At 34.7% G+C, this 19941-nt stretch carries 15 protein-coding genes; 5 read left to right on the forward strand and 10 right to left on the reverse strand.

All coding sequences use genetic code 11. The features are described 5' to 3' along the window. Window positions 1–2: 2 nt before the first annotated feature. The 3 genes from rimK to DFQ06_RS11535 are packed head-to-tail and all read left to right on the forward strand — an operon-like array spanning window position 3 to window position 2442. Complete coding sequence (gene rimK, locus DFQ06_RS11525) at window positions 3–878, forward strand: 30S ribosomal protein S6--L-glutamate ligase (protein ID WP_042504010.1); 876 nt, start codon at window positions 3–5, stop codon at window positions 876–878. Further along, window positions 879–1853: a succinylglutamate desuccinylase/aspartoacylase family protein gene (locus DFQ06_RS11530; RefSeq protein WP_133967828.1), complete on the forward strand. Its 975-nt coding sequence runs from the start codon at window positions 879–881 to the stop codon at window positions 1851–1853. A gap of 22 nt (window positions 1854–1875) precedes the next feature. Then, complete coding sequence (locus DFQ06_RS11535; protein ID WP_074937453.1) at window positions 1876–2442, forward strand: 5-formyltetrahydrofolate cyclo-ligase; 567 nt, start codon at window positions 1876–1878, stop codon at window positions 2440–2442. Between the two features lie 12 nt (window positions 2443–2454). On the opposite strand, the gene DFQ06_RS11540 is transcribed toward DFQ06_RS11535, so the two are convergent. The 10 genes from DFQ06_RS11540 to panC form a co-directional block, all read right to left on the reverse strand. Beyond that, window positions 2455–3075 (reverse strand): lipoprotein signal peptidase, encoded by a 621-nt coding sequence (locus DFQ06_RS11540; RefSeq protein WP_042504007.1) that lies wholly within the window; start codon window positions 3073–3075, stop codon window positions 2455–2457. Between the two features lie 63 nt (window positions 3076–3138). Next, window positions 3139–3516 (reverse strand): TraR/DksA family transcriptional regulator, encoded by a 378-nt coding sequence (locus DFQ06_RS11545; RefSeq protein ID WP_042499536.1) that lies wholly within the window; start codon window positions 3514–3516, stop codon window positions 3139–3141. Window positions 3517–3520: 4 nt separating this feature from the next. Next, window positions 3521–6925, reverse strand: coding sequence for an isoleucine--tRNA ligase (ileS, locus tag DFQ06_RS11550; RefSeq protein WP_133967830.1), 3405 nt, complete (start codon window positions 6923–6925; stop codon window positions 3521–3523). 121 nt (window positions 6926–7046) lie between these two features. Then, the gene (locus tag DFQ06_RS11555; protein WP_235833524.1) at window positions 7047–11654 is read right to left on the reverse strand and encodes a LamG-like jellyroll fold domain-containing protein; all 4608 of its coding nucleotides are present in this window, start codon (window positions 11652–11654) and stop codon (window positions 7047–7049) included. Between the two features lie 160 nt (window positions 11655–11814). After that, on the reverse strand, window positions 11815–11970 hold the full coding sequence (locus DFQ06_RS19420) for a hypothetical protein (RefSeq protein ID WP_159140059.1): 156 nt from the start codon (window positions 11968–11970) through the stop codon (window positions 11815–11817). Between the two features lie 442 nt (window positions 11971–12412). Further along, window positions 12413–13771, reverse strand: coding sequence for a DNA repair protein RadA (gene radA / locus DFQ06_RS11560; protein WP_042504003.1), 1359 nt, complete (start codon window positions 13769–13771; stop codon window positions 12413–12415). 36 nt (window positions 13772–13807) lie between these two features. Beyond that, on the reverse strand, window positions 13808–14959 hold the full coding sequence (locus DFQ06_RS11565) for an alpha/beta hydrolase (protein ID WP_042504000.1): 1152 nt from the start codon (window positions 14957–14959) through the stop codon (window positions 13808–13810). Window positions 14960–15053: 94 nt separating this feature from the next. Beyond that, window positions 15054–15974 (reverse strand): lysylphosphatidylglycerol synthase transmembrane domain-containing protein, encoded by a 921-nt coding sequence (locus tag DFQ06_RS11570; RefSeq protein WP_235833525.1) that lies wholly within the window; start codon window positions 15972–15974, stop codon window positions 15054–15056. Between the two features lie 65 nt (window positions 15975–16039). After that, complete coding sequence (panD, locus tag DFQ06_RS11575; protein WP_042499542.1) at window positions 16040–16390, reverse strand: aspartate 1-decarboxylase; 351 nt, start codon at window positions 16388–16390, stop codon at window positions 16040–16042. 13 nt (window positions 16391–16403) lie between these two features. Continuing rightward, window positions 16404–17255 (reverse strand): pantoate--beta-alanine ligase, encoded by an 852-nt coding sequence (gene panC / locus DFQ06_RS11580; protein WP_042499544.1) that lies wholly within the window; start codon window positions 17253–17255, stop codon window positions 16404–16406. 162 nt (window positions 17256–17417) lie between these two features. Between panC and DFQ06_RS11585 the strand changes: the two genes are divergently transcribed. Then, window positions 17418–18227: a glycogen/starch synthase gene (locus tag DFQ06_RS11585; RefSeq protein WP_042499589.1), complete on the forward strand. Its 810-nt coding sequence runs from the start codon at window positions 17418–17420 to the stop codon at window positions 18225–18227. Window positions 18228–18255: 28 nt separating this feature from the next. Continuing rightward, a complete protein-coding gene (locus DFQ06_RS11590) occupies window positions 18256–19941 on the forward strand; it encodes a BamH family beta-barrel-assembly machinery protein (RefSeq protein ID WP_133967836.1) in 1686 nt (561 codons plus the stop codon).

Genomic DNA, 19941 nt, shown 5'->3' on the forward strand with positions numbered 1-19941 from the left:
CAATGAACATAGTAATTTTATCGCGTAATGCGGAACTGTATTCGACTGATCGCTTGGTGGAAGAAGGGAAAAAAAGAGGTCATAAAATCGAGGTTATAGACCCGTTGAAGTGTGACCTTATTATTGAAAAGGAAAACCCAACGATTTTTTATAAAGATCGATATTTAGACTATGTTGATGCTATTATACCTAGAATTGGAACTTCGGTTACCTTTTTTGGTTGTGCTGTAGTGCGCCAGTTTGAAATGATGGGGGTTTTTACCACAGTAACATCGGATGCGATTATTCGTTCTCGTGATAAACTGCGTAGTTTTCAGCGTTTGTCTAAAGCAGGAATTGGTATGCCTAAAACGGTGTTTACTAATTATTCTCGCGATGTAGAACGTGTTATTGAGCATGTTGGTGGTACACCGGTTATTATTAAACTTTTAGAAGGTACTCAAGGTTTAGGAGTGGTTTTAGCTGAAACTAAAAATGCTGCAGAATCTGTTTTAGAGGCTTTTAATGGTTTACAGGCTCGTGCATTGGTGCAAGAATATATATCGGAAGCTAAAGGTGCAGATTTACGTGCCTTGGTTGTAGATGGCCAAGTGGTTGGTGCTATGAAACGCCAAGGAAAAGAGGGGGAGTTTAGATCTAATTTACACCGTGGCGGATCGGCCGAAATTGTAAAACTTAATCATGATGAGTTAAAGGTGGCTATGAATGCCGCTACAGCTTTAAAGCTGCCTGTTTGCGGTGTAGATATGTTACAGTCGGAACGTGGCCCGTTATTGTTAGAGGTGAATTCTACACCTGGTTTAGAGGGTATTGAAGCTGCTACAGGACGAAATATTGCAAAGAATATTATTGTTTATATTGAAAAAAACACGAAATAAATGCCAGAATTACGCAACAACATTTTAACTATTTTAGGAGAAGATATAGGTCCGGGAGAGAGTAGAGAGGTTAATTTTGATGTGGCTAATTTACATACCTCAACACCAGTAAATGTACCGGTTATAATTTCGCGTGCTAAAAAGCCTGGTCCAATTGTGCTTTTTACAGCAGGAATTCATGGAGATGAAGTTAATGGTGTTGAAATTGTTAGGCAACTTATTGCTAAAGGTATTAATAAACCTAAAATAGGAACCATAATTTGTATTCCGGTTATTAATGTTTTTGGGTTTATAAACTTAAAACGAGAATTTCCTGATGGTCGCGATTTAAACCGAGTATTCCCTGGTAGTCCAACAGGTTCGTTGGCGGCTCGCGTTGCTTTTAAGTTGGTAAACGAAATTTTACCACATGTAGATATTATTTTAGATTTTCATACGGGTGGGTCTGGTCGTTTTAATGCACCGCAACTGCGTTATACAAAGGAAGATGTTGAACTTAATAATTTAGCGAAAGCTTTTGGAGCACCTTTTGTTTTGTATTCTAAAAACTTATCGAAATCGTTTAGAACAACTTGCTATAAATTAGGGAAGCCTCTTTTGCTTTTTGAAGGTGGAAAATCTAACCATATTGATGATGCTGTAACCAGTTCTGGAGTAAATGGATCTAAACGTGTATTGAAATATTTAGGTATGCTTGGGGTTAATTTTAAAAGTGCAACACCTAGAAAAAGCACCATTTTTATAGATGATAGTAAATGGCAACGTGCTAAATATTCAGGTATGTTTAAACCTGAGGTTACCATAGGTTCTTATGTTGATAGGCGTGATGTATTGGGTAATATTACAGATCCTTATGGCAAGTTTGAATATGTTGTGAAAGCACCAAATTCTGGATATATTATTAATGTAAACGAATCGCCTATTGTATATCAGGGGGATGCCTTATTTCACATCTCTACAACCTTGAAACATTAAGTTTTGATAATATGATTTTAGAATGACTAAAAACGAATTGCGAAAAACATATAAAAAACTTAGAAGCGAATTATCTGTAAATCAAATAGACGATTTTAGCTTGGCTATTGCTAATCAGCTTTTAAAATTGCCAGTTTGGAATGCTTCTTTTTATCATGTTTTTCTAGCTATTGAAGAACATAAGGAGGTAAACACCGATTATATTCTGAACATTTTATCAGGAAAGGATAAAAATATTTTAATTTCTAAAAGCGATTTTAAAACGGGTGGGATGCAGCATTTTTTATTAACCGATAATATGGTTATTAAAAAAAACAACTATAATATTCCTGAACCTATTGATGGTATCGAGATTTTAGATGATAAGGTTGAAGTAGTGTTTATTCCGCTCTTAGCCTTTGATACACTTGGTAACCGTGTTGGTTATGGTAAAGGTTTTTACGATCGGTTTTTAGTCAAATGTAAACCTGAAACTATTAAAATAGGCTTGTCTTTTTTTGAAGCTTCCGCCGAAATTACCGATGTTTTTGAAAGTGATGTGCGCCTAGATTATTGCGTAACGCCAGAGCGTGTTTATGAGTTTTCGTAAAGCATTATAAACTTAATCTTTACTGAACGCTTTCTTATTAAATACAATTAACATTAGAAAACCTGTGCTTATAGCCATATCGGCTACATTGAATACAGGTTCGAAGAAGTTAAAGCGTTGTCCGCCATATAAAGGTAGCCATTGCGGTAAATTTATTTGAAATAAAGGAAAATAAAGCATGTCTACTACTTTGCCATGTAATAAGCTATCATATCCTCCTGCTTCCGGTAAAAAGCTTGCTACTTGGTTCATGCTATCTTCAAATAAAACTCCATAAAATACTGAATCTATAATATTACCTAAAGCACCGGAAAATATTAAAGCAATAGCTGTAATTAATATTTTAGAACTTTGCTTTTTAGTTGCATCTACAAGCCAATAACCAATACCAAAAATAGCAAAAACTCTAAATAGGGTTAAAGCGATTTTTGCAGATCTATCGTCTATAAAGGAAATAAAATCACTAATTTTTGTACCCCAAGCCATGCCATCATTTTCTATAAAATATATTTTGAACCAACTAAATACCTCAACATTTTCATGAAGTGCGAAATTGGTTTTAATGTATATTTTACTAATCTGGTCGATTAATAATAAGATAACAATAAGTAGAATAGATTTTTTTAAAGACATATTAAAAACTAAAAACGCCTCATAAAAGTATGAGACGTTTCAAATATAAAATTTTAATTGCGATTATTGCATGTTTTTAGCCTCGATACTTAATGTAGCGTGTGGCACAAGCTCTAAACGTTTTTTGTTTATCAGTTTTCCTGTAACTCTGCAAATACCGTAAGTTTTGTTTTCAATACGGATTAAAGCATTTTTTAAATCGCGTATAAATTTTTCTTGACGGATAGCTAATTGTGAGTTAGATTCCTTACTCATTACAGCACTACCTTCATCAAAGGCTTTAAATTGAGGCGATGTATCTTCAGTTCCGTTGCTATGGTCGTTCATATACGCACTTTGTATAAGTGCTAAGTCGTGTTGTGCTTTTTTTATTTTTTCGGCTATTAGCACTTTAAACTCTGCTAAATCAGCATCCGAATATCTTACAGTATTTTCTGCCATAGTTTTAGTTTTTTTGGATAGACAATTTGGTATTTACTTCATCAAAAGCAATTTCTATACCATCTTCTAATTTATCAATAATTTTTAATTCGTTAGTTAGTGTTTCAGACTTAATATACGCAAGATTTGCTTCCACAGCCTTTACGATATTTTCGTCTTTTTGAAAAGTAACATCTATACGGTCGGTTACTTCAAAACCTGAATCTTTTCGTAAATTTTGTATACGATTGATTAACTCTCTCGCAATACCTTCTTTACGTAATTCTTCAGTAATGGTTACATCTAAAGCTACCGTTAAGGCACCGTCGTTTGCAACTAGCCACCCTTCGATATCTTGAGATGTTATTTCAACATCTGTGCGTTCTAAGGTAATATTTTTTCCGTTTACTTCGACTTCCAAAATACCATTTTGCTCAATGTTTTTTATGTCGCTAGCAGTGAAGTTATTAACTATTTGTGCAATGGCTTTCATGTCTTTTCCAAAACGAGGGCCAAGTACTTTAAAGTTTGGTTTTATTTGTTTTACCAAAATATCCGAAGCATCTTCAAGAACTTCAACCTCTTTTACATTAACCTCAGATTTTATAAGGTCTGCAACGGCTAGTATTTCATTTTTTTGAGATTCACTATCAATAGGAATCATTATTTTTTGTAATGGTTGTCTTACTTTTATTTTTTCTTTTGCACGTAATGAAAGTACTAATGATGAAATAATTTGAGCGCTTTCCATCTTGTTCTCTAGAGACTTATCAACAAAGTTCTCATCGAATACCGGGAAGTTTGATAGGTGTACACTCTCAAAAGATTCTTTTTTAGTAACTGAATTTAAATCTAAATACAATTTATCCATAAAGAACGGTGCAATTGGTGCTCCTAGTTTCGCGATAGTTTCCATGCAGGTGTAAAGTGTTTGGTATGCCGAAATTTTATCTTGTTGGTAATCACCTTTCCAGTAGCGTCTTCTACTTAAACGTACAAACCAGTTACTTACGTAATCTTGAGTAAAATCTGAAATTGCCCTAGCTGCTTTTGTTGGTTCGTAATCGGCATAAAAAGCATCTACTTTCTGAATTAAAGTGTGTAATTCTGAAAGAATCCACCTGTCTATTTCCGGACGTTCGTTTAACGGAATATCGTCTTCGCTGTAGTTAAAGTTATCAAGATTAGCATAAAGTTGAAAGAAAGAATAGGTGTTGTAAAGTGTTCCGAAGAATTTACGTTTTACTTCTTCTATACCTTCTAAATCGAATTTTAAATTATCCCAAGGGTTTGCATTAGCAATCATATACCAACGCGTAGCATCAGCACCATATTTTCCTAAAGTTTCAAATGGATCTACGGCGTTACCTAAACGTTTAGACATTTTTTGACCGTTTTTGTCTAATACCAATCCATTAGATACTACATTTTTATAGGCTACAGAATCGAAAACCATAGTGGCTATAGCGTGAAGCGTATAAAACCATCCACGAGTTTGATCGACACCTTCTGCTATAAAATCTGCTGGAAACGATTTGTTTTCGTCAATTTTATCTTTGTTTTCAAAAGGGTAGTGCCATTGTGCATATGGCATAGAACCAGAATCGAACCAAACATCGATTAAATCGCTTTCGCGTTTCATTGGTTGGCCGTTTGCTGAAACTAAAGTAATTTCGTCAACTATATTTTTATGTAAATCTATTTTCGCGTAGTTTTCTTCGGAATTGTTTCCAACTTCAAACTCTTCAAAAATATCTTTTGCTAGTACGCCTGCCGCAACTGCTTTTTGCATTTCTACTTTAAGTTCTTCAACAGAACCTATACAGGTTTCTTCTTTACCATCTTCTGTTCTCCAGATTGGTAACGGAATTCCCCAGTAGCGAGAACGCGATAAATTCCAGTCGTTTGCATTTGCTAACCAGTTTCCAAAACGGCCTGTTCCGGTTGCTTTTGGTTTCCAATTAATGCCTGTGTTTAACTCGTGCATGCGCCCTTTAATATCGGTTACTTTGATAAACCAAGAATCTAATGGGTAATATAGAATTGGTTTATCGGTACGCCAACAATGTGGGTAACTGTGCTTATATTTTTCAACCTTAAAGGCCTTGTTTTCTTCTTTTAATTTAATAGCTAATTCAACGTCTATTGAGCGTTCTGGTGCTTCACCATCTGCATAATATTCGTTCTTAACATACTTGCCGCCAAACTCTTTCATCTCTGGCCTAAAACGACCTTGTAAATCTACAAGTGGTACTAAGTTGTCGTTTTCATCTTTTACCAACATTGGCGGAATTTCAGGTACGGCTTGCTTTGCAACCAAGGCATCGTCTGCACCAAAAGTAGGTGCTGTATGTACTATTCCTGTACCGTCTTCTGTGGTTACAAAATCTCCAGCAATAACTCTAAAAGCATTTTCTGGGTTATCGTTTGGTAAAGTATATGGTAATAATTGTTCGTATTTAATACCAACAAGATCTTTTCCTTTAAACTCTTTTACAACGAAGTATGGTATTTTTTTGTCGCCATCTTTATATTCTAAAAGTGCTGGTTTTTCTTCAACTCTTTTAAATTTGCCGTCAAATTGTTTGTTAACTAAAGCTTTTGCCAAAATAACATTCATAGGTTTGAATGTATATTGGTTATACGTTTCAACTAAAACGTAATCTATTTTTGGACCAACTGTTAACGCTGTATTAGACGGTAAAGTCCAAGGTGTTGTAGTCCATGCTGTAAAATGGATATCACCTTCGTTTTGTAAAAAATCTGGCAATGTACTTTCTACGGCTTTAAACTGAGCGACAATAGTTGTGTCTGTTACATCTTGGTAAGCGCCCGGTTGGTTAACCTCGTGCGAGCTTAAACCTGTGCCTGCTTTAGGCGAATAAGGCTGAATAGTGTAGCCTTTGTACATTAAATTTTTGGTATATATTTCTTTCAATAGCCACCAAACTGTTTCCATGTATTTTGGTTCGTAGGTTACGTATGGATCGTCCATATCTACCCAATACCCCATTTTTTGAGTGAGGTCGTTCCAAACATCTGTATAGCGCATTACTGCTTTTCTACAGGCTGCATTATAATCTTCTACAGAAATAGTTTTACCAATATCTTCTTTGGTAATTCCTAATTCTTTTTCTACACCTAATTCAATAGGTAAACCATGTGTGTCCCAACCAGCTTTACGCTTAACTTGGTAACCTTTCATGGTTTTATATCGTGGAAAAATATCTTTAATAGCACGTGCTAAAACATGGTGTACACCAGGTAATCCGTTTGCTGAAGGTGGACCTTCAAAAAACACAAAAGGTTTTTTGCCTTCTCTTGTGGTTACACTTTTTTCAAATATGTTATTTTCTTGCCAATAGTTTAAGATCTGGTCTGCAACATTTGGTAAGTCAAGTCCTTTGTATTCAGGAAATTTAGCGCTCATGTATCATCAATTCTAGTAAGGTTGCGAATTTAAGGAATAATACTTAAAACATTAATTTTTTGAAATAAAAAAAGACCACTAGAGTTGTGGTCTTTTTAAAAATCGTGTATGTGTTTAATTTTTAGTTGATTACTATCTTTTTAGTAAGCACTTCATTTATGTCTGTTCTTAAACATACAATATAGGTTCCGGTTGCTAAATTATTAAATTGGATACCGTTGCTTAATTCTGAAGACGACAGGTTTTGTTGTTCTAAAACGGTTTGTCCTCTCATGTTTATCAATGCTAATTTATTAACGTCGCTATTTAATTTTTTTGCATAAAATGTATTTACCTTGTTTTGGAAATACATAAAGTTTTCGGTAGCTGTAACCTCTTCGTTGCTTAGGGTTTGTACTTCATTTTGAAATACAATTTCGAACCTTTTATTAAAGATACCTTGTGTAGACGTGAAGTTGTAGGCAGCATCTTGTTTTAAATCGAAATAGGTTCCTAATAAATTATCGCGTAAATAAACGTTTTGGTTTTCATCTAAGTTAACTTCTTCAGTGATTTTAATTTCGAAAGCATTATCTCCAGACGATCTAAAATTTAATGATACAACCTTATCATCGGTAATTTCACCGTAGGCTTGTAAATTCATATTTTTACCATCCAAATCAAGGTTTAAATCATTGTTGTTTGTGTCGTCAGATTCAGCATCGTAACCATAATCATAAGCATCTGAAGTTTGTTCGCTAAAGCCTAATAAAAGTTCGCGTTTGGCTTGAGGACCTGTTATAGAGTTGAATTCTAATCTGATTTTTTGAATGCTGTTTTCTTCGGAAGGGGTTTCGTTTGTTGTGTAATTTTTTCCTTGAACACCTTTAAAGAATACAGAGCCACTAGCCTCTGTTCCGTCTGCATCAGCTTCTTTAATAAAAATACGCTGGCTATTATTAAACTCCACTTGGCCGGTTGATGTAATTTCTGTGATAAATCCTTGTCCAACAGGCAAGTATCTTGTTGGTAAAAGTGTGCCGGCTTCTCCTCCTGTAGTTTCATCAGCAAGACCTACAAACTGGCGCGCTCTAGTTGATCCTAATTTGTTTACTTGTGCGTAACCGCCATTGTAATCTGCTAGGTTATGGGAAGATCCGCTCCATTGCTGCCAAATTTGCAAAGTGCCATCTATTAATCCTACATTGTCATCAATAAATTTATGAATATCAATTGCTGATGGGTAAGGATTTCCAAGAAGATATTCTGTCTTGGATACCGTTGCTACGGACCCTTCTCCTCCTTTATCAATAACATCAATTAAAATAGTGCCATTATTGGGTTTTCCTTCAAACGTATATTCTTGCTTATCTTCTGGTGTACCTGTTCCTTTTTGGGTATATCCTACACCGGGTTGTATAGGGGTTGATAGTGATAGTTTTCTCCAATCCCAATAAGTTAATGCGTTTGTGAAAGTGTAAAGCCAGAAGGTGCTAATGCTTCCTGATCCGCTGTAACTTGATGTAAATCTTCCTTCTAATCCAGGATTAAATTTAATCATGTCTAGATTAAAGGTTGAATTATTACTGTTATTTTCTGAGGCGTTATTATTGGTTAAAGGGGTGATACTTGTAGCTCCTACAGGAGAAGACCAATAGTTGTACCAGTATACATTTGATGTACCTTCTTGTCTCCTTAATATTCTACCGTTTTCTGATGTTACTAAGTCACTAATTTCGGTTTGTATTAATTGGGAATCATTCATTAAATCTAATGCTCCATTTAATTCTAGGTACCAATTGTTTTTTACAAGATTATCGCCATTTATAGTTAACGTTTTGTCTGTGTCAATTATTAACCCAAGATTTTCAGTTGAAAGGTTTCCTTCAATATTGTGTTCAATTTTTATAATACTCCACGGGCTATTTCCGTTGGTGTCTGTTATATCCCAAACATCACCGTGTAGCCAGTTTGTTTCGTTGGTCCAATCTCCATCACTATTTGTAACAAAAGGCATTGGAGCTGTTTGCTCGAGTATTGTTGAAATGTTATGTAATGTTAAATCGTGACCGCTTGCTGAGTAATCTGTTACAGTATTTGTAGCGTAATAGATATCCGTCATAGGGTAATATCCTTGTAAAGTAGACCAAGGTACTGTTGATAAATTAGGATCTTCAATATTTTTTGGTATAACACTACCGCGTATAACACCGGTGTTTTCTTCTATTTCTTGGTAAACCATTTGTTGTACTTGTACATCGCTTAATGCGGTATTGAATACACGCACCTCATCTATGTCTCCGTTAAAATGTTTCGAAGGACCAGTGTTGGTCGGGTATCTACCTATTGTAAAGTTTCTTGTAGAGTAAATATGTGGAGTACCATTATAATTTTTAGTTATTAATTCTGAATTTAATTTTGAGTTTGTTGTTGTGCCTACTAATTCGCCGTTTAGATACAGTTTGATGGATTCATTACTTGAGTCAAACACTCCGGCCACATGATACCATAGGTTATTTTCTAGTTTAACACCTGAAGATGGATCTGGTTGTACTTGAATATTATTTGGATAGTTTGATGATGCCGTGACCTCGCCTTGCATAGTTACCGAAAAGGCAGGTGTGCGACCGTTAGTTACAAAAATTCGCATATTTTCTTGCCCAGCAATACTGTAAGAATCAGGTAAATTACCGTCATTATCATGATCAATTTTTATCCAACCCATTATTGTAGCATTGTCCCAATCAGTTATAAATGGTGTGCCATCTAAATAATCATCAGCTCCATCAAAATCTATAGAAGCCTTGCTTACAAAATTGTAAATGTAAATATCAGCAGAAGGACTATCGGGAGTGATGTTATCATCTGTTTGATCTTGATAATTAAATGCTGTATTTGTGAGAGCTGTAGCCATGGTATTTATGTCATCGGCCATTACTTCTAACTCAATAGTTTCCTTGTCTCCGCTATTTAAAGTACCTATTGTCCAAGTGTTACCACTCCAAGTTCCTACAGAAGTATTAGAGCTTATTAAAGTTAACCCGTTAGGGATGTTATCTTCAACTTTTAAGTTTGTAACAGGGTTTAAACCAGAGTTTTCTACTTCAATTGTAAATATTGCTGTTTCACCTTCAATAACTTGGTCTTTATCAACCGTTTTGGTTAGCACAATATCTGGGTTGCAATAGTATGCGGAAAGTGGTTGAGAATCATAAGTACATCCGCCTTTTACAACTCTTACATAATAATCTGCAGATGTTGTTGGTGAATAGGTTGCGTGTGTTGCTCCTGCTATTAAGACTCCATCTTCAAACCATTGGTAGGAATCGAATGTTTCATCTATAACTTCTACTATAGCTCCTGGCAAACAGCCTCCACCTGCAACTTGTAAAGTTACTTCGGGAACAGTATCAAATCCAGAAAAATATCCAGCAATACCACGCGCGCCATTGTATCCTAAGTATCCAACAGCAATAGGACCAGAAGATTGAACAGAAATATCTCCTGTAAGCCCTGAAATATAAAATGTTTTCCAGTCTGAAGAACCTGCTACAGCTTTTGCTGCAGGAAGCGCGACTTCAGTGGCACCATCTTTAACTTTAATGTTTGAGTCGTCTGTAGAGGTAGAGGCTATGATGAAAACTCCGCCATTAGCAGTGACTCCTGATATATCCTTAATATTAGGAATAAAATCCATGGTGTCTGGTAATAGGCAGCTTACTGGTGCTACAAAATTAAGACTTACGGTATGTATGCCGGTATCTCCTGAAATAACTTGATAAGCATAGGTGTCTTTAGAAGTGGTGATTAACATGTTATCTCCAACTGAATTTCCTGAAAAATATGAACTAGGTATTTCTGCGTACTCTCCTTCATCTATATTTGCAAAAGGTGTTGTATTACCGTTAACATAGACGTTTGTATTTGCTTGAGTTCCTATGATGATTACAAACTCATTCGAGCTGCCTCCGCGACCTCTTACAAAAACATAATCTTTACCTAACTTATCTTCTGGAACGGGCTGGTCGGCTCCGGCATCTCTACTAGCGCTAGAAGGGTTTACTCCGAAATTTAACATACCATTACTAATAGCAATATCTTTGTCTGAATTTATTGAAGCGCCTATCCAGCCATCTACGTTTGCCGATGCAGCATCTTTGGCAGCTTCCAAAACATAAGACTGTCCTTTTTGCAAGGTGATATTAATTGTATTGGCCGTAAGTCCGTCTAAATCGTTTTGAAGTCTAAACTCGCAATTAGGATTGTAACCTGAGATAGTAATATTGGTATCGTCTTCTGAAGCCATAATACCTAAAGTTGCACTCATTGTATTATGGTTAGCCTCAATGGGTGCACCTCCCCATTTAAATTTTTGTCCCAAAGCAGCCCTTCCTTTTGTTGTTATTGAAGCTGCTTGTGATCCTGATCTACCTCTGTAGTTTACATAAAAATTATCGCCCGAAGGAGCCTCAAACCTTAAGCCTGCGGTGCTTAAAACAACGCCAGTATTATTGTTGCTTACCAAGGTAATGTTGTTGTCTCCATTACTTAAACTATAAGTTACAGGGGTTGCTTTAGATAAAGCAAAACTGGTTAGGGGTGTTGTACTTGTGCCTTGATAAACATTTACAGTAAAAGTATTTACGGTAGGTGTTGATAGATAAATGGTTTGTTGCTGTATAGCTTGGTTGTTAGCATCTTGTTTTAATGGAGGTAGGAAATGCAAGTCGCTTAACTGGGCATTTGCCATATTGAAAAAAATAAAACAAAAAAACAGAATGAATTTAAACTTGAAATTATTGAGGCGCATTGTTTAATTAATTTGAGAGATTATATTTTAGGGAGAAAAGCGTATTAAAGCTAATTTGTATAAATGTTGTGAATTATTGGATAATGAAAAATCAGTATTTCTATTCCTGAATTTTTACATTGGTGCCGTATGGATTTCTTGTGCTTAAGTTTAGCGAGGCTAAATTAAGTGCATGTAATAACTTTAAGAATGTATAAAATGTATGTGTTAAGCAAAGTGCTATAACAGGGTATAGGTTGGCGTAATTTATACTCATAGATTAAAATTTTAATTAGTTTGGGACTATTAAATTTTTGTCTATAACTATTTTTTTGATTAATGGATATATTAAAATGTATTTACGAGGGAAGTAAACGTGCACCAATTTAAATTTTATTTCGGTGTTTAAAACTGAAATGAGATTTAAATTGGTGGTAATATTAATGTTTTTTTATCGTTAAAACAACTAAAAAACTCGTTTAAAGACATCTTTTTTATAATTAATGCTTAAAAAACCGTTAAAATACATCGCTGTGATATGTTTTTTTTTATTTTCTAAACGAATTTTAGTAAGTCGAATTGTGCTGAGGGAACAAAATTCAATTATTTCACGTAATTTGTTATACAAAACTATACAAATCATTGTCAGATTATAAAGAGAATCGTTCGGGTAGTGAGCTAGTGTCGTTCAATTGCAGTTTTCTGTAGATTAGTGGTTTTTAGGTTAAGCTTGATACTAGATCTTCAATTTTAGAAATTAATTGAATTTTAATGTTAGTATCTCTCAAAGAGATTTTATTGTATTTAGACACAAAAATTGTTGAGAAGCCAAGTTTTTCGGCTTCAAGTATGCGTTGCTCTACACGTTGCACAGGGCGGATTTCTCCTGATAACCCAACCTCTGCAGCAAAACAATAATTTGCAGGGAGAGCTTCATCTTCATTTGAAGATAAAATAGCCGCAACAACAGCTAAATCTATAGCTGGATCATCAACATTTATGCCTCCCGTAATATTTAAAAAGACATCTTTTGCACCTAGTCTAAATCCTGCGCGTTTTTCTAAAACGGCTAATAACATGTTAAGACGTTTAGCGTTAAAGCCTGTGGCGCTACGTTGTGGTGTGCCATATACAGCTGTGCTTACTAAGGCTTGAACTTCTATCATTAAAGGTCGCATACCTTCTAGTGTTGCCGCAATGGCGTTACCCGAAAGTTCTTCGTCTTTTTTTGAAATTAAAATTTCGCTAGGGTTAGAGACTTCTCTTAATCCTGAACCTAACATTTCGTAAATACCAAGTTCGTGAGTTGAACCAAAACGGTTTTTTTGTGCGCGTAAAATTCTAAATACATGGTTACGGTCGCCTTCAAATTGGAGCACGGTATCCACCATATGCTCTAGTATTTTTGGTCCTGCAATGTTTCCGTCTTTAGTAATGTGCCCAATTAAAATAACTGGTGTGTTGGTTTCTTTTGCGAATTTGATAAGCTCGGTTGTGCATTCTTTTACTTGAGAGATGCTCCCGCTTGATGATTCTATATAATCGGAATGTAGCGTTTGTATAGAATCTATAATAACGATGTCTGGTTCTAAGGCTTCAATTTGCTTAAAAATATTTTGCGTTTTTGTTTCTGTTAGAATGTAACAGCTCTCGTTGTTTGGGTTAATGCGTTCCGCACGCATTTTTATTTGTTTTTGACTTTCTTCACCAGAAACATATAGTGTTCTGTATGGTAGTTTTAATGATATTTGAAGTAGTAGTGTACTTTTGCCAATACCAGGTTCTCCTCCTAAAAGTGTTAAAGAGCCAGGGACAATGCCACCTCCTAAAACGCGATTAAATTCAGCATCTGAAGTGTCTAAGCGAGCTTCTTTCGATGAGTCAATTTCTTTTAATCGTAGAGGTTTAGAAACTCGTTTGGCATTATTGCTTGGGGTTTTCCAATCGCTTTTTTCTGGTTTCTGTATCACCTCTTCAACTATAGTGTTCCAATTTTTACAAGCATTACATTGCCCTTGCCATTTGGCATATTGCGTGCCACAGTTTTGGCAAAAAAAAGTGGTTTTTACTTTGGCCATTTTTTCAAATTTGGAATTTAGTATTGTGTTTAGATTTTAGTAACCGAAATCCTCTTTAATTAAGTTGGCTTTTTCTAGCATTTCATCTTTAGTAACACCTGCAATTTCTTTTAAGGTGTAAGCCGATTGGTAGGTGCGCATTGCTTTTTTAGGTTCGCCTGTTTCTTCGTAAAAACGTGCCATGTAATATGTGCCTAAAAGCGTTTCAGGATATGCTTTTCGGGCTAATTTTCCTAGGTCTTCATAATATTCGTAAAGCTCATTTTTTTCAATAGCGGCAGAGATAGCTTTAAAGTCATTAATCAGAATTTTTTTATCAATTCCGAATAGTTGATTAATACTTTCATATTTTTCTTGAAGATATAAAACAGGTGAAATTTGCAATTCGAGTATGGTTTCTTTGTATTCTTTTTTTGATATGGGCTGGAAAACATGAAACATCTTTTCAATTGCATTTGGAATAGCATGTGTTGGTACAGAATAATGAGATGGTCCTTCAAAACTATCAAAATTATATACTAGGTTTTTATTATCTAGTGCGGCAATATCGGTATTTAAAGTATTGGTCATTTTTTTTATGGAAGATCCATCGTTGTCTGTGTTGGCTAAATAGTAGAAAATTTTAGATTCTGCTTTAGATAAACCTTCTGGAATATAATCTAACATACCTGGGGCTAATTCTGGACTCACCGCTATGTAGCCCTGAAATAGTGGTTGAGGTTTTAGTAAGTAGTAGTTTATTAAGTTTGCTGTTAGTCCATGGCCAACGGCTACCCTAAAGTTTACTGTTCTAAAGGTTTTTTCTATATACGGAACAAGTTCTTGACCTATAAATTCAAAAAAAGCAGCGCCAGTTTCAACGGGTAGCGAGTTTTGTTCAGAGTATAAGCAATCATCATATCTTGTATCCATTTGGTTTACGCCAACTACAATAGATTCTGGCATATCTTCCCAATATGAATAATAATCTACATTTCCGGCAACGGCTTCAAATAAATAGTCGCCATCTAAAACTATAAAAATAGGATAGCTTTTATCGTTGTTAGAGTCGTAGCCACGGGGTAATTGAATTTTTATTTGCCGTGTTTCTCCTAGTTTAGAAGATTCGAAAGTTTCATATTTTACTTGAGCTTCAATGTTTACAAAAGTAAGGCTAAACAGGAAAACGAAAAGGATGAGTTTCTTCATTTTAAAAAACGATTTGAGATTTAATTATGGCAAGGTATGAAATAAGAGATTACAATTCAAAAAAGAAAAGTGTTGGGCTTTGAGAAACGAAATCTTAATTTGCTGGTTGTTTCGTTTCTTCGGTTTTCTTCCTGTTATAAATTGGTAAATAAATTAGAGAAATACCTCCGAAAATAATAACCATTAATGTTTGAGATGCCCACATAATCCAGCCAAAAGCGATACTTGGTTCTTCTGCGATACCGAAAATTGAAAAGGCCGCAAAAATAGCCAAAGGGTAGGAGCCGATACCACCGTTGGTTGCGGCAATGCTAAAACTAGCTGATATAAACCCTATTAAAATAGCTCCAGCAGAAATGCCATGTAATTCTGTTATGGAAAACGAAGTGACGTAGAACATGAGTAGGTACATGCCCCAAATGAAAAGGGTGTGAAAAATAAACGCCCATTTTTTCTTCATTTTAAAAATACTTAAGGCGCCTTCAATAAGTCCGTTGGCGAAATTTCTAATTTTTAAAGCAAGTTTGGATTTACTTCGTTTTATTAATCTTAGAAATAATAAACCAAGAAAAACACATAGAGCTAGGGCAATTCCGATTTTTACAGGATTAAACTTTTCAGCTAAAAAACTATATATAAAATCGAATTGTAGAAAAAGCGTAATCGCAATAATGCCTAGCATAACGAGCATATCTGCAATACGCTCGGCAACAATGGTTCCGAAACCTTTTTCGAACGGGACACCCTCATAGTTTGTTAATATAGAGGCTCTGGCAACTTCGCCTGCGCGAGGTATGGTGTAGTTTATTAAGTAGGTTGCAAAAACAGCCATAACGCTATTGCCGAATTTTATTTTATAGCCCATAGGTTCTAACATAAAAATCCAGCGGTAAGAGCGTGATAAATGACTTAAAAGTCCTAAAAAAACACCTAGAATAATATAGGTGTAATCGGCATTTTGGGCGTATTCAACAATTTTGCTAATCGATACTTTCGATAGTGAATACCAGACCAAAAAAACTCCCAGTAATAATGGGAGTGTAATTTTAAGTATATTTTTTTCTTGTTTATTCAAACGGCTTATTTAAGTAAGTTGGTCGCTTCATCAGGGAAAACTAACGACGGTTTAAAAACTTTAGCTTCTTCTATATCCATAAAAGCATAAGTTATTAAAATAAGTACATCGCCAGGAGCAACTAAACGTGCTGCTGCACCGTTAAGGGTGATCTCACCACTGTTTCTTGGTCCGGGAATGGCATAGGTTTCTAGTCTAGCTCCGTTATTGTTGTTTACAATTTGAACCTTTTCACCTTGAATAATATTAGCGGCTTCCATTAAATCTTCATCAATAGTGATACTACCAATATAATTTAAGTCGGCACCCGTTACTTTTACTCTGTGTATTTTAGATTTTACTACTTGAATTTGCATGCGACAAAGATAATTAATTTAGTGCGATATTATCAATAAGTCTAATATCGTCTGCATATACTGCTATAAATGCTCTATATGCTTTGTTGTTTGATTTTCGTTTTAAAGGTTTTAAGGTTTCAACCTCAGAAATTATGAAATATTCTAATTCTAATAAATCATGATTTTTAAATTGTTTCTCAACCCATTCCTTTACTTCATTAGCACTTTTTGTGCCAAATTTTATTTTGGCAGTTTTTAGTGTTTCATATATGAAGGGGGCAGCGATGCTAAATTCTGGTTTTAACCTCGTGTTTCTTGAACTCATTGCTAAGCCGTTAGCTTCACGATGAATTTTGCAACCTACTATTTCTAAAGGCATATGATGTTTTTCAACTAATTTTTTAATAATTTGAAGTTGTTGAAAATCTTTCTCACCAAAATATGCTTTGTGTGGTTTAACTATCTCGAAAAGGCGTTTTACAATGGTGCCTACACCATCGAAATGACCATCTCTAAACTTGCCTTCCATTTCATGTTCTAAACCATCGAAATCGAAGGTTTCTGAAACGGTATTACCTTCATAAACATCATCTACAGTAGGGGCGTAGACCATAATTTTGGTTGCGCTTACTGTTTTTAATAATGCGATGTCGTTTTCTAAAGTTCTCGGGTATTTATCGAGATCGTCAGGGTTATCAAACTGAGTTGGATTAACAAAAATGCTAACCGCAACTAGATCGTTTTCTTCTAAAGCCTTTATTACTAATTGTAAATGTCCTTCGTGTAAAGCACCCATGGTAGGTACTAATCCTAAAGTTAGTTTTTTAGCTTTTGCGGCATCGATTGCAGCCGTAATTTGTTGTTTTTCCGAGTAAACTTCCACCTTTTATTTAAAATTTAACGCTTGCAAACTTAAGATTTTACGAGCAATCTGCATAAAATTTTGTACTTTTGCGTGTTTTTTAACGAGAATTTGCAACAAACTAAGGGTTTTTGCTACTATTTTTTGTTAAAAAATAAGTTAAAAGTCATCAAAAATAAACATATGAAAGATAAGAGGGTATTATACGTATCATCTGAAGTAGTTCCTTATTTACCGGAAACAGAGATTTCGTCAATGTCGTTCGAAGCGCCAAGATTAGTAAATCAACAAGGAGGGCAAATAAGAATCTTCATGCCTCGATACGGGAATATTAATGAAAGAAGACATCAGTTACACGAAGTTATCAGGTTATCAGGTATCAATTTAGTGATTAACGATTTAGATATGCCGTTAATTATTAAAGTGGCTTCTATTCCAAAAGAACGTATTCAGGTTTATTTTATTGATAATGATGAGTATTTTAAAAGGAAGGCAACCTTAACAGATGAAGCTGGAAAGTTATTCTCTGATAATGATGAACGTGCTATTTTCTTTGCAAAAGGTGTTATAGAAACCGTTAAAAAACTTAACTGGTCTCCAGATATTATACATGTACATGGTTGGTTAGCTTCTTTACTACCAGTTTATTTAAAAGAATATTACAAAGACGAGCCTTTATTTAACCAAAGTAAAATTGTGACTTCGATATACAATCAAAGTTTTAACAATACGTTAAATAAAGATATGATTAATAAAGTTAAATTTGACAATATTAATGAAGATGCTATAAAGGTGCTCGAAGAACCAACGTACAACAACTTAATGAAAGTTGCTATTGATTACTCCGATGCGCTAATAGTAGGGTCTGAAGATATCACAGAAGAAGTAGATGCTTATATAAAAGCATCTAATAAACCTATTTTAGAGTATAAAAGCAAAGATGAATTTGGTGAAGCTTATACAAACTTCTTTAATAACGAAGTTTTAGGCTAGCCTTCTCAAAATTCATTTAAAACAACTTATGAAAAAGACATTTAAAGCCCTTAAATTATCTGCAGCATTTCTATTTGTATTAACCGGTTTTGTTGGTTGCGATAAAGAATTTACGGAATTAGAAAGTGCAGTTTTAGGAAAAGATAATGCTAACTTTAGCACAGATTCTTACGAAATTCCTATTGTAGCTTATAATAAAACAACAGAATCTGTACAGGTCAATGGTTTAGCATCTTATTTGTTAGGTGTGTTTAACGATCCAGTTTATGGACAAACAACGGCTAGTATTGTTACACAGGTAACACCGTCTAGTTATGATCCAGATTTTGGAGATAATCCGGAGATAACATCAGTTGTGCTTACAATTCCTTACTTCAGTCGTGTTATTGATTTTGATGAGGAAGGTAATGCGGAATATACTATTCAAGATTCTCTATACGGTGACTATACAGGCGCTATAAAGCCTTTTAAATTATCTATTTACAAAAACGAATATTTTTTAAGAGACTTTGATCCGTTTGCAGATGCTGATGATACAGCGCAAAAGTATTATTCATATTCAGATGGAAGCTCTGATAATATGGCTTATAATGGAACTTCTGTTATTAATTTTGATAACTTAAAGGAGCAGTTGGTTTTTGAACAAGAAAGTGTAACCCCTAGTAGTGCTGCTATAGTAACGGTTACAGATGCGGGAACTGATGATGAGGTAACAACTAGAAGCGCACCTGCTTTTACCGCAGAATTAGATGCTGCTTTTTGGAAATCGCTTATCATAGATAAAGAGGGTGGAGCTGAATTAAGTAATGCCAATAATTTTGCTAACTATTTTAGAGGTTTATTTTTTAAAGCTGAAGCAATTGGTGATGACGGAAGTATGGTTTTACTCGATATGGCATCTACAGATGCTAATATAGTTATTAACTATAGTTACGATTCTACCACTGCCGGGGAAACAGTTGAGGGTACATACACGTTATCTTTTACAGGAAATACATTAAATACTTTTGTAAATAAAATTACAGAAGTTGCACTAGCAGACGGAGATGAAACTAATGGAGATCAATCTTTGTATTTAAAAGGTTCTGGTAATTCTATGGCTGTGGTTGATTTGTTTGAAAATGATGAAGCTAAAAAGGATTTCTTAGATAGTTTTAGAATACCTAGTGGAGATGATGATTACGAAAAAGATGAAGATGGTAATTATATTTTAAGTAGGTTAGTTAACGATGCGCAACTTGTTATCTCTGAAGATGAGGTAATGCAAGCACTTCCAGACGATTCTAATGGTAATAATTATAGTCATTTCAATAGGGTTTATGCTTACGACATCAATAATATTATGTCTACTTACGACTATCAAATTGATCCAGTGGAATCCAGTACGGATCCATTTAATTCTAAGATAATTAGTTTAGGTCAACGTGTTGTCGATGAAAATGGTGTTTATAAATATAAAATTCGTTTAACCGAACATTTAAATAATATCTTGGTCAACGATTCAACAAATACAAAAATTGGTTTAGTTTTATCTACCAATGTGAATTATACAAATATTTCTGCAATTGCGGATAGTGATGATGAGGATGTTACGGGGTTACCAGCAGCATCGGTTATTACGCCAAGAGGAACAGTATTGTATGGTTCAAATGCAAATGTTGATGATGAGAAAAGAATGAAATTTAAAGTGTTTTACACAGAACCAAATAATTAA

The sequence above is a fragment of the Algibacter lectus genome, from assembly GCF_004368925.1.
GTDB lineage: Bacteria > Bacteroidota > Bacteroidia > Flavobacteriales > Flavobacteriaceae > Algibacter > Algibacter lectus.

What these genes read in the sequence shown, in the direction of transcription:
- rimK (WP_042504010.1), top strand. Translation starts at nt 3, where the DNA reads ATGAACATAGTAATTTTATCGCGTAATGCGGAACTGTATTCGACTGAT.
- DFQ06_RS11530 (WP_133967828.1), top strand. Translation starts at nt 879, where the DNA reads ATGCCAGAATTACGCAACAACATTTTAACTATTTTAGGAGAAGATATA.
- DFQ06_RS11535 (WP_074937453.1), top strand. Translation starts at nt 1,876, where the DNA reads ATGACTAAAAACGAATTGCGAAAAACATATAAAAAACTTAGAAGCGAA.
- DFQ06_RS11540 (WP_042504007.1), bottom strand. Translation starts at nt 3,075, where the DNA reads ATGTCTTTAAAAAAATCTATTCTACTTATTGTTATCTTATTATTAATC.
- DFQ06_RS11545 (WP_042499536.1), bottom strand. Translation starts at nt 3,516, where the DNA reads ATGGCAGAAAATACTGTAAGATATTCGGATGCTGATTTAGCAGAGTTT.
- ileS (WP_133967830.1), bottom strand. Translation starts at nt 6,925, where the DNA reads ATGAGCGCTAAATTTCCTGAATACAAAGGACTTGACTTACCAAATGTT.
- DFQ06_RS11555 (WP_235833524.1), bottom strand. Translation starts at nt 11,654, where the DNA reads ATGGCAAATGCCCAGTTAAGCGACTTGCATTTCCTACCTCCATTAAAA.
- DFQ06_RS19420 (WP_159140059.1), bottom strand. Translation starts at nt 11,970, where the DNA reads ATGAGTATAAATTACGCCAACCTATACCCTGTTATAGCACTTTGCTTA.
- radA (WP_042504003.1), bottom strand. Translation starts at nt 13,771, where the DNA reads ATGGCCAAAGTAAAAACCACTTTTTTTTGCCAAAACTGTGGCACGCAA.
- DFQ06_RS11565 (WP_042504000.1), bottom strand. Translation starts at nt 14,959, where the DNA reads ATGAAGAAACTCATCCTTTTCGTTTTCCTGTTTAGCCTTACTTTTGTA.
- panD (WP_042499542.1), bottom strand. Translation starts at nt 16,390, where the DNA reads ATGCAAATTCAAGTAGTAAAATCTAAAATACACAGAGTAAAAGTAACG.
- DFQ06_RS11585 (WP_042499589.1), top strand. Translation starts at nt 17,418, where the DNA reads ATGAAAGATAAGAGGGTATTATACGTATCATCTGAAGTAGTTCCTTAT.
- DFQ06_RS11590 (WP_133967836.1), top strand. Translation starts at nt 18,256, where the DNA reads ATGAAAAAGACATTTAAAGCCCTTAAATTATCTGCAGCATTTCTATTT.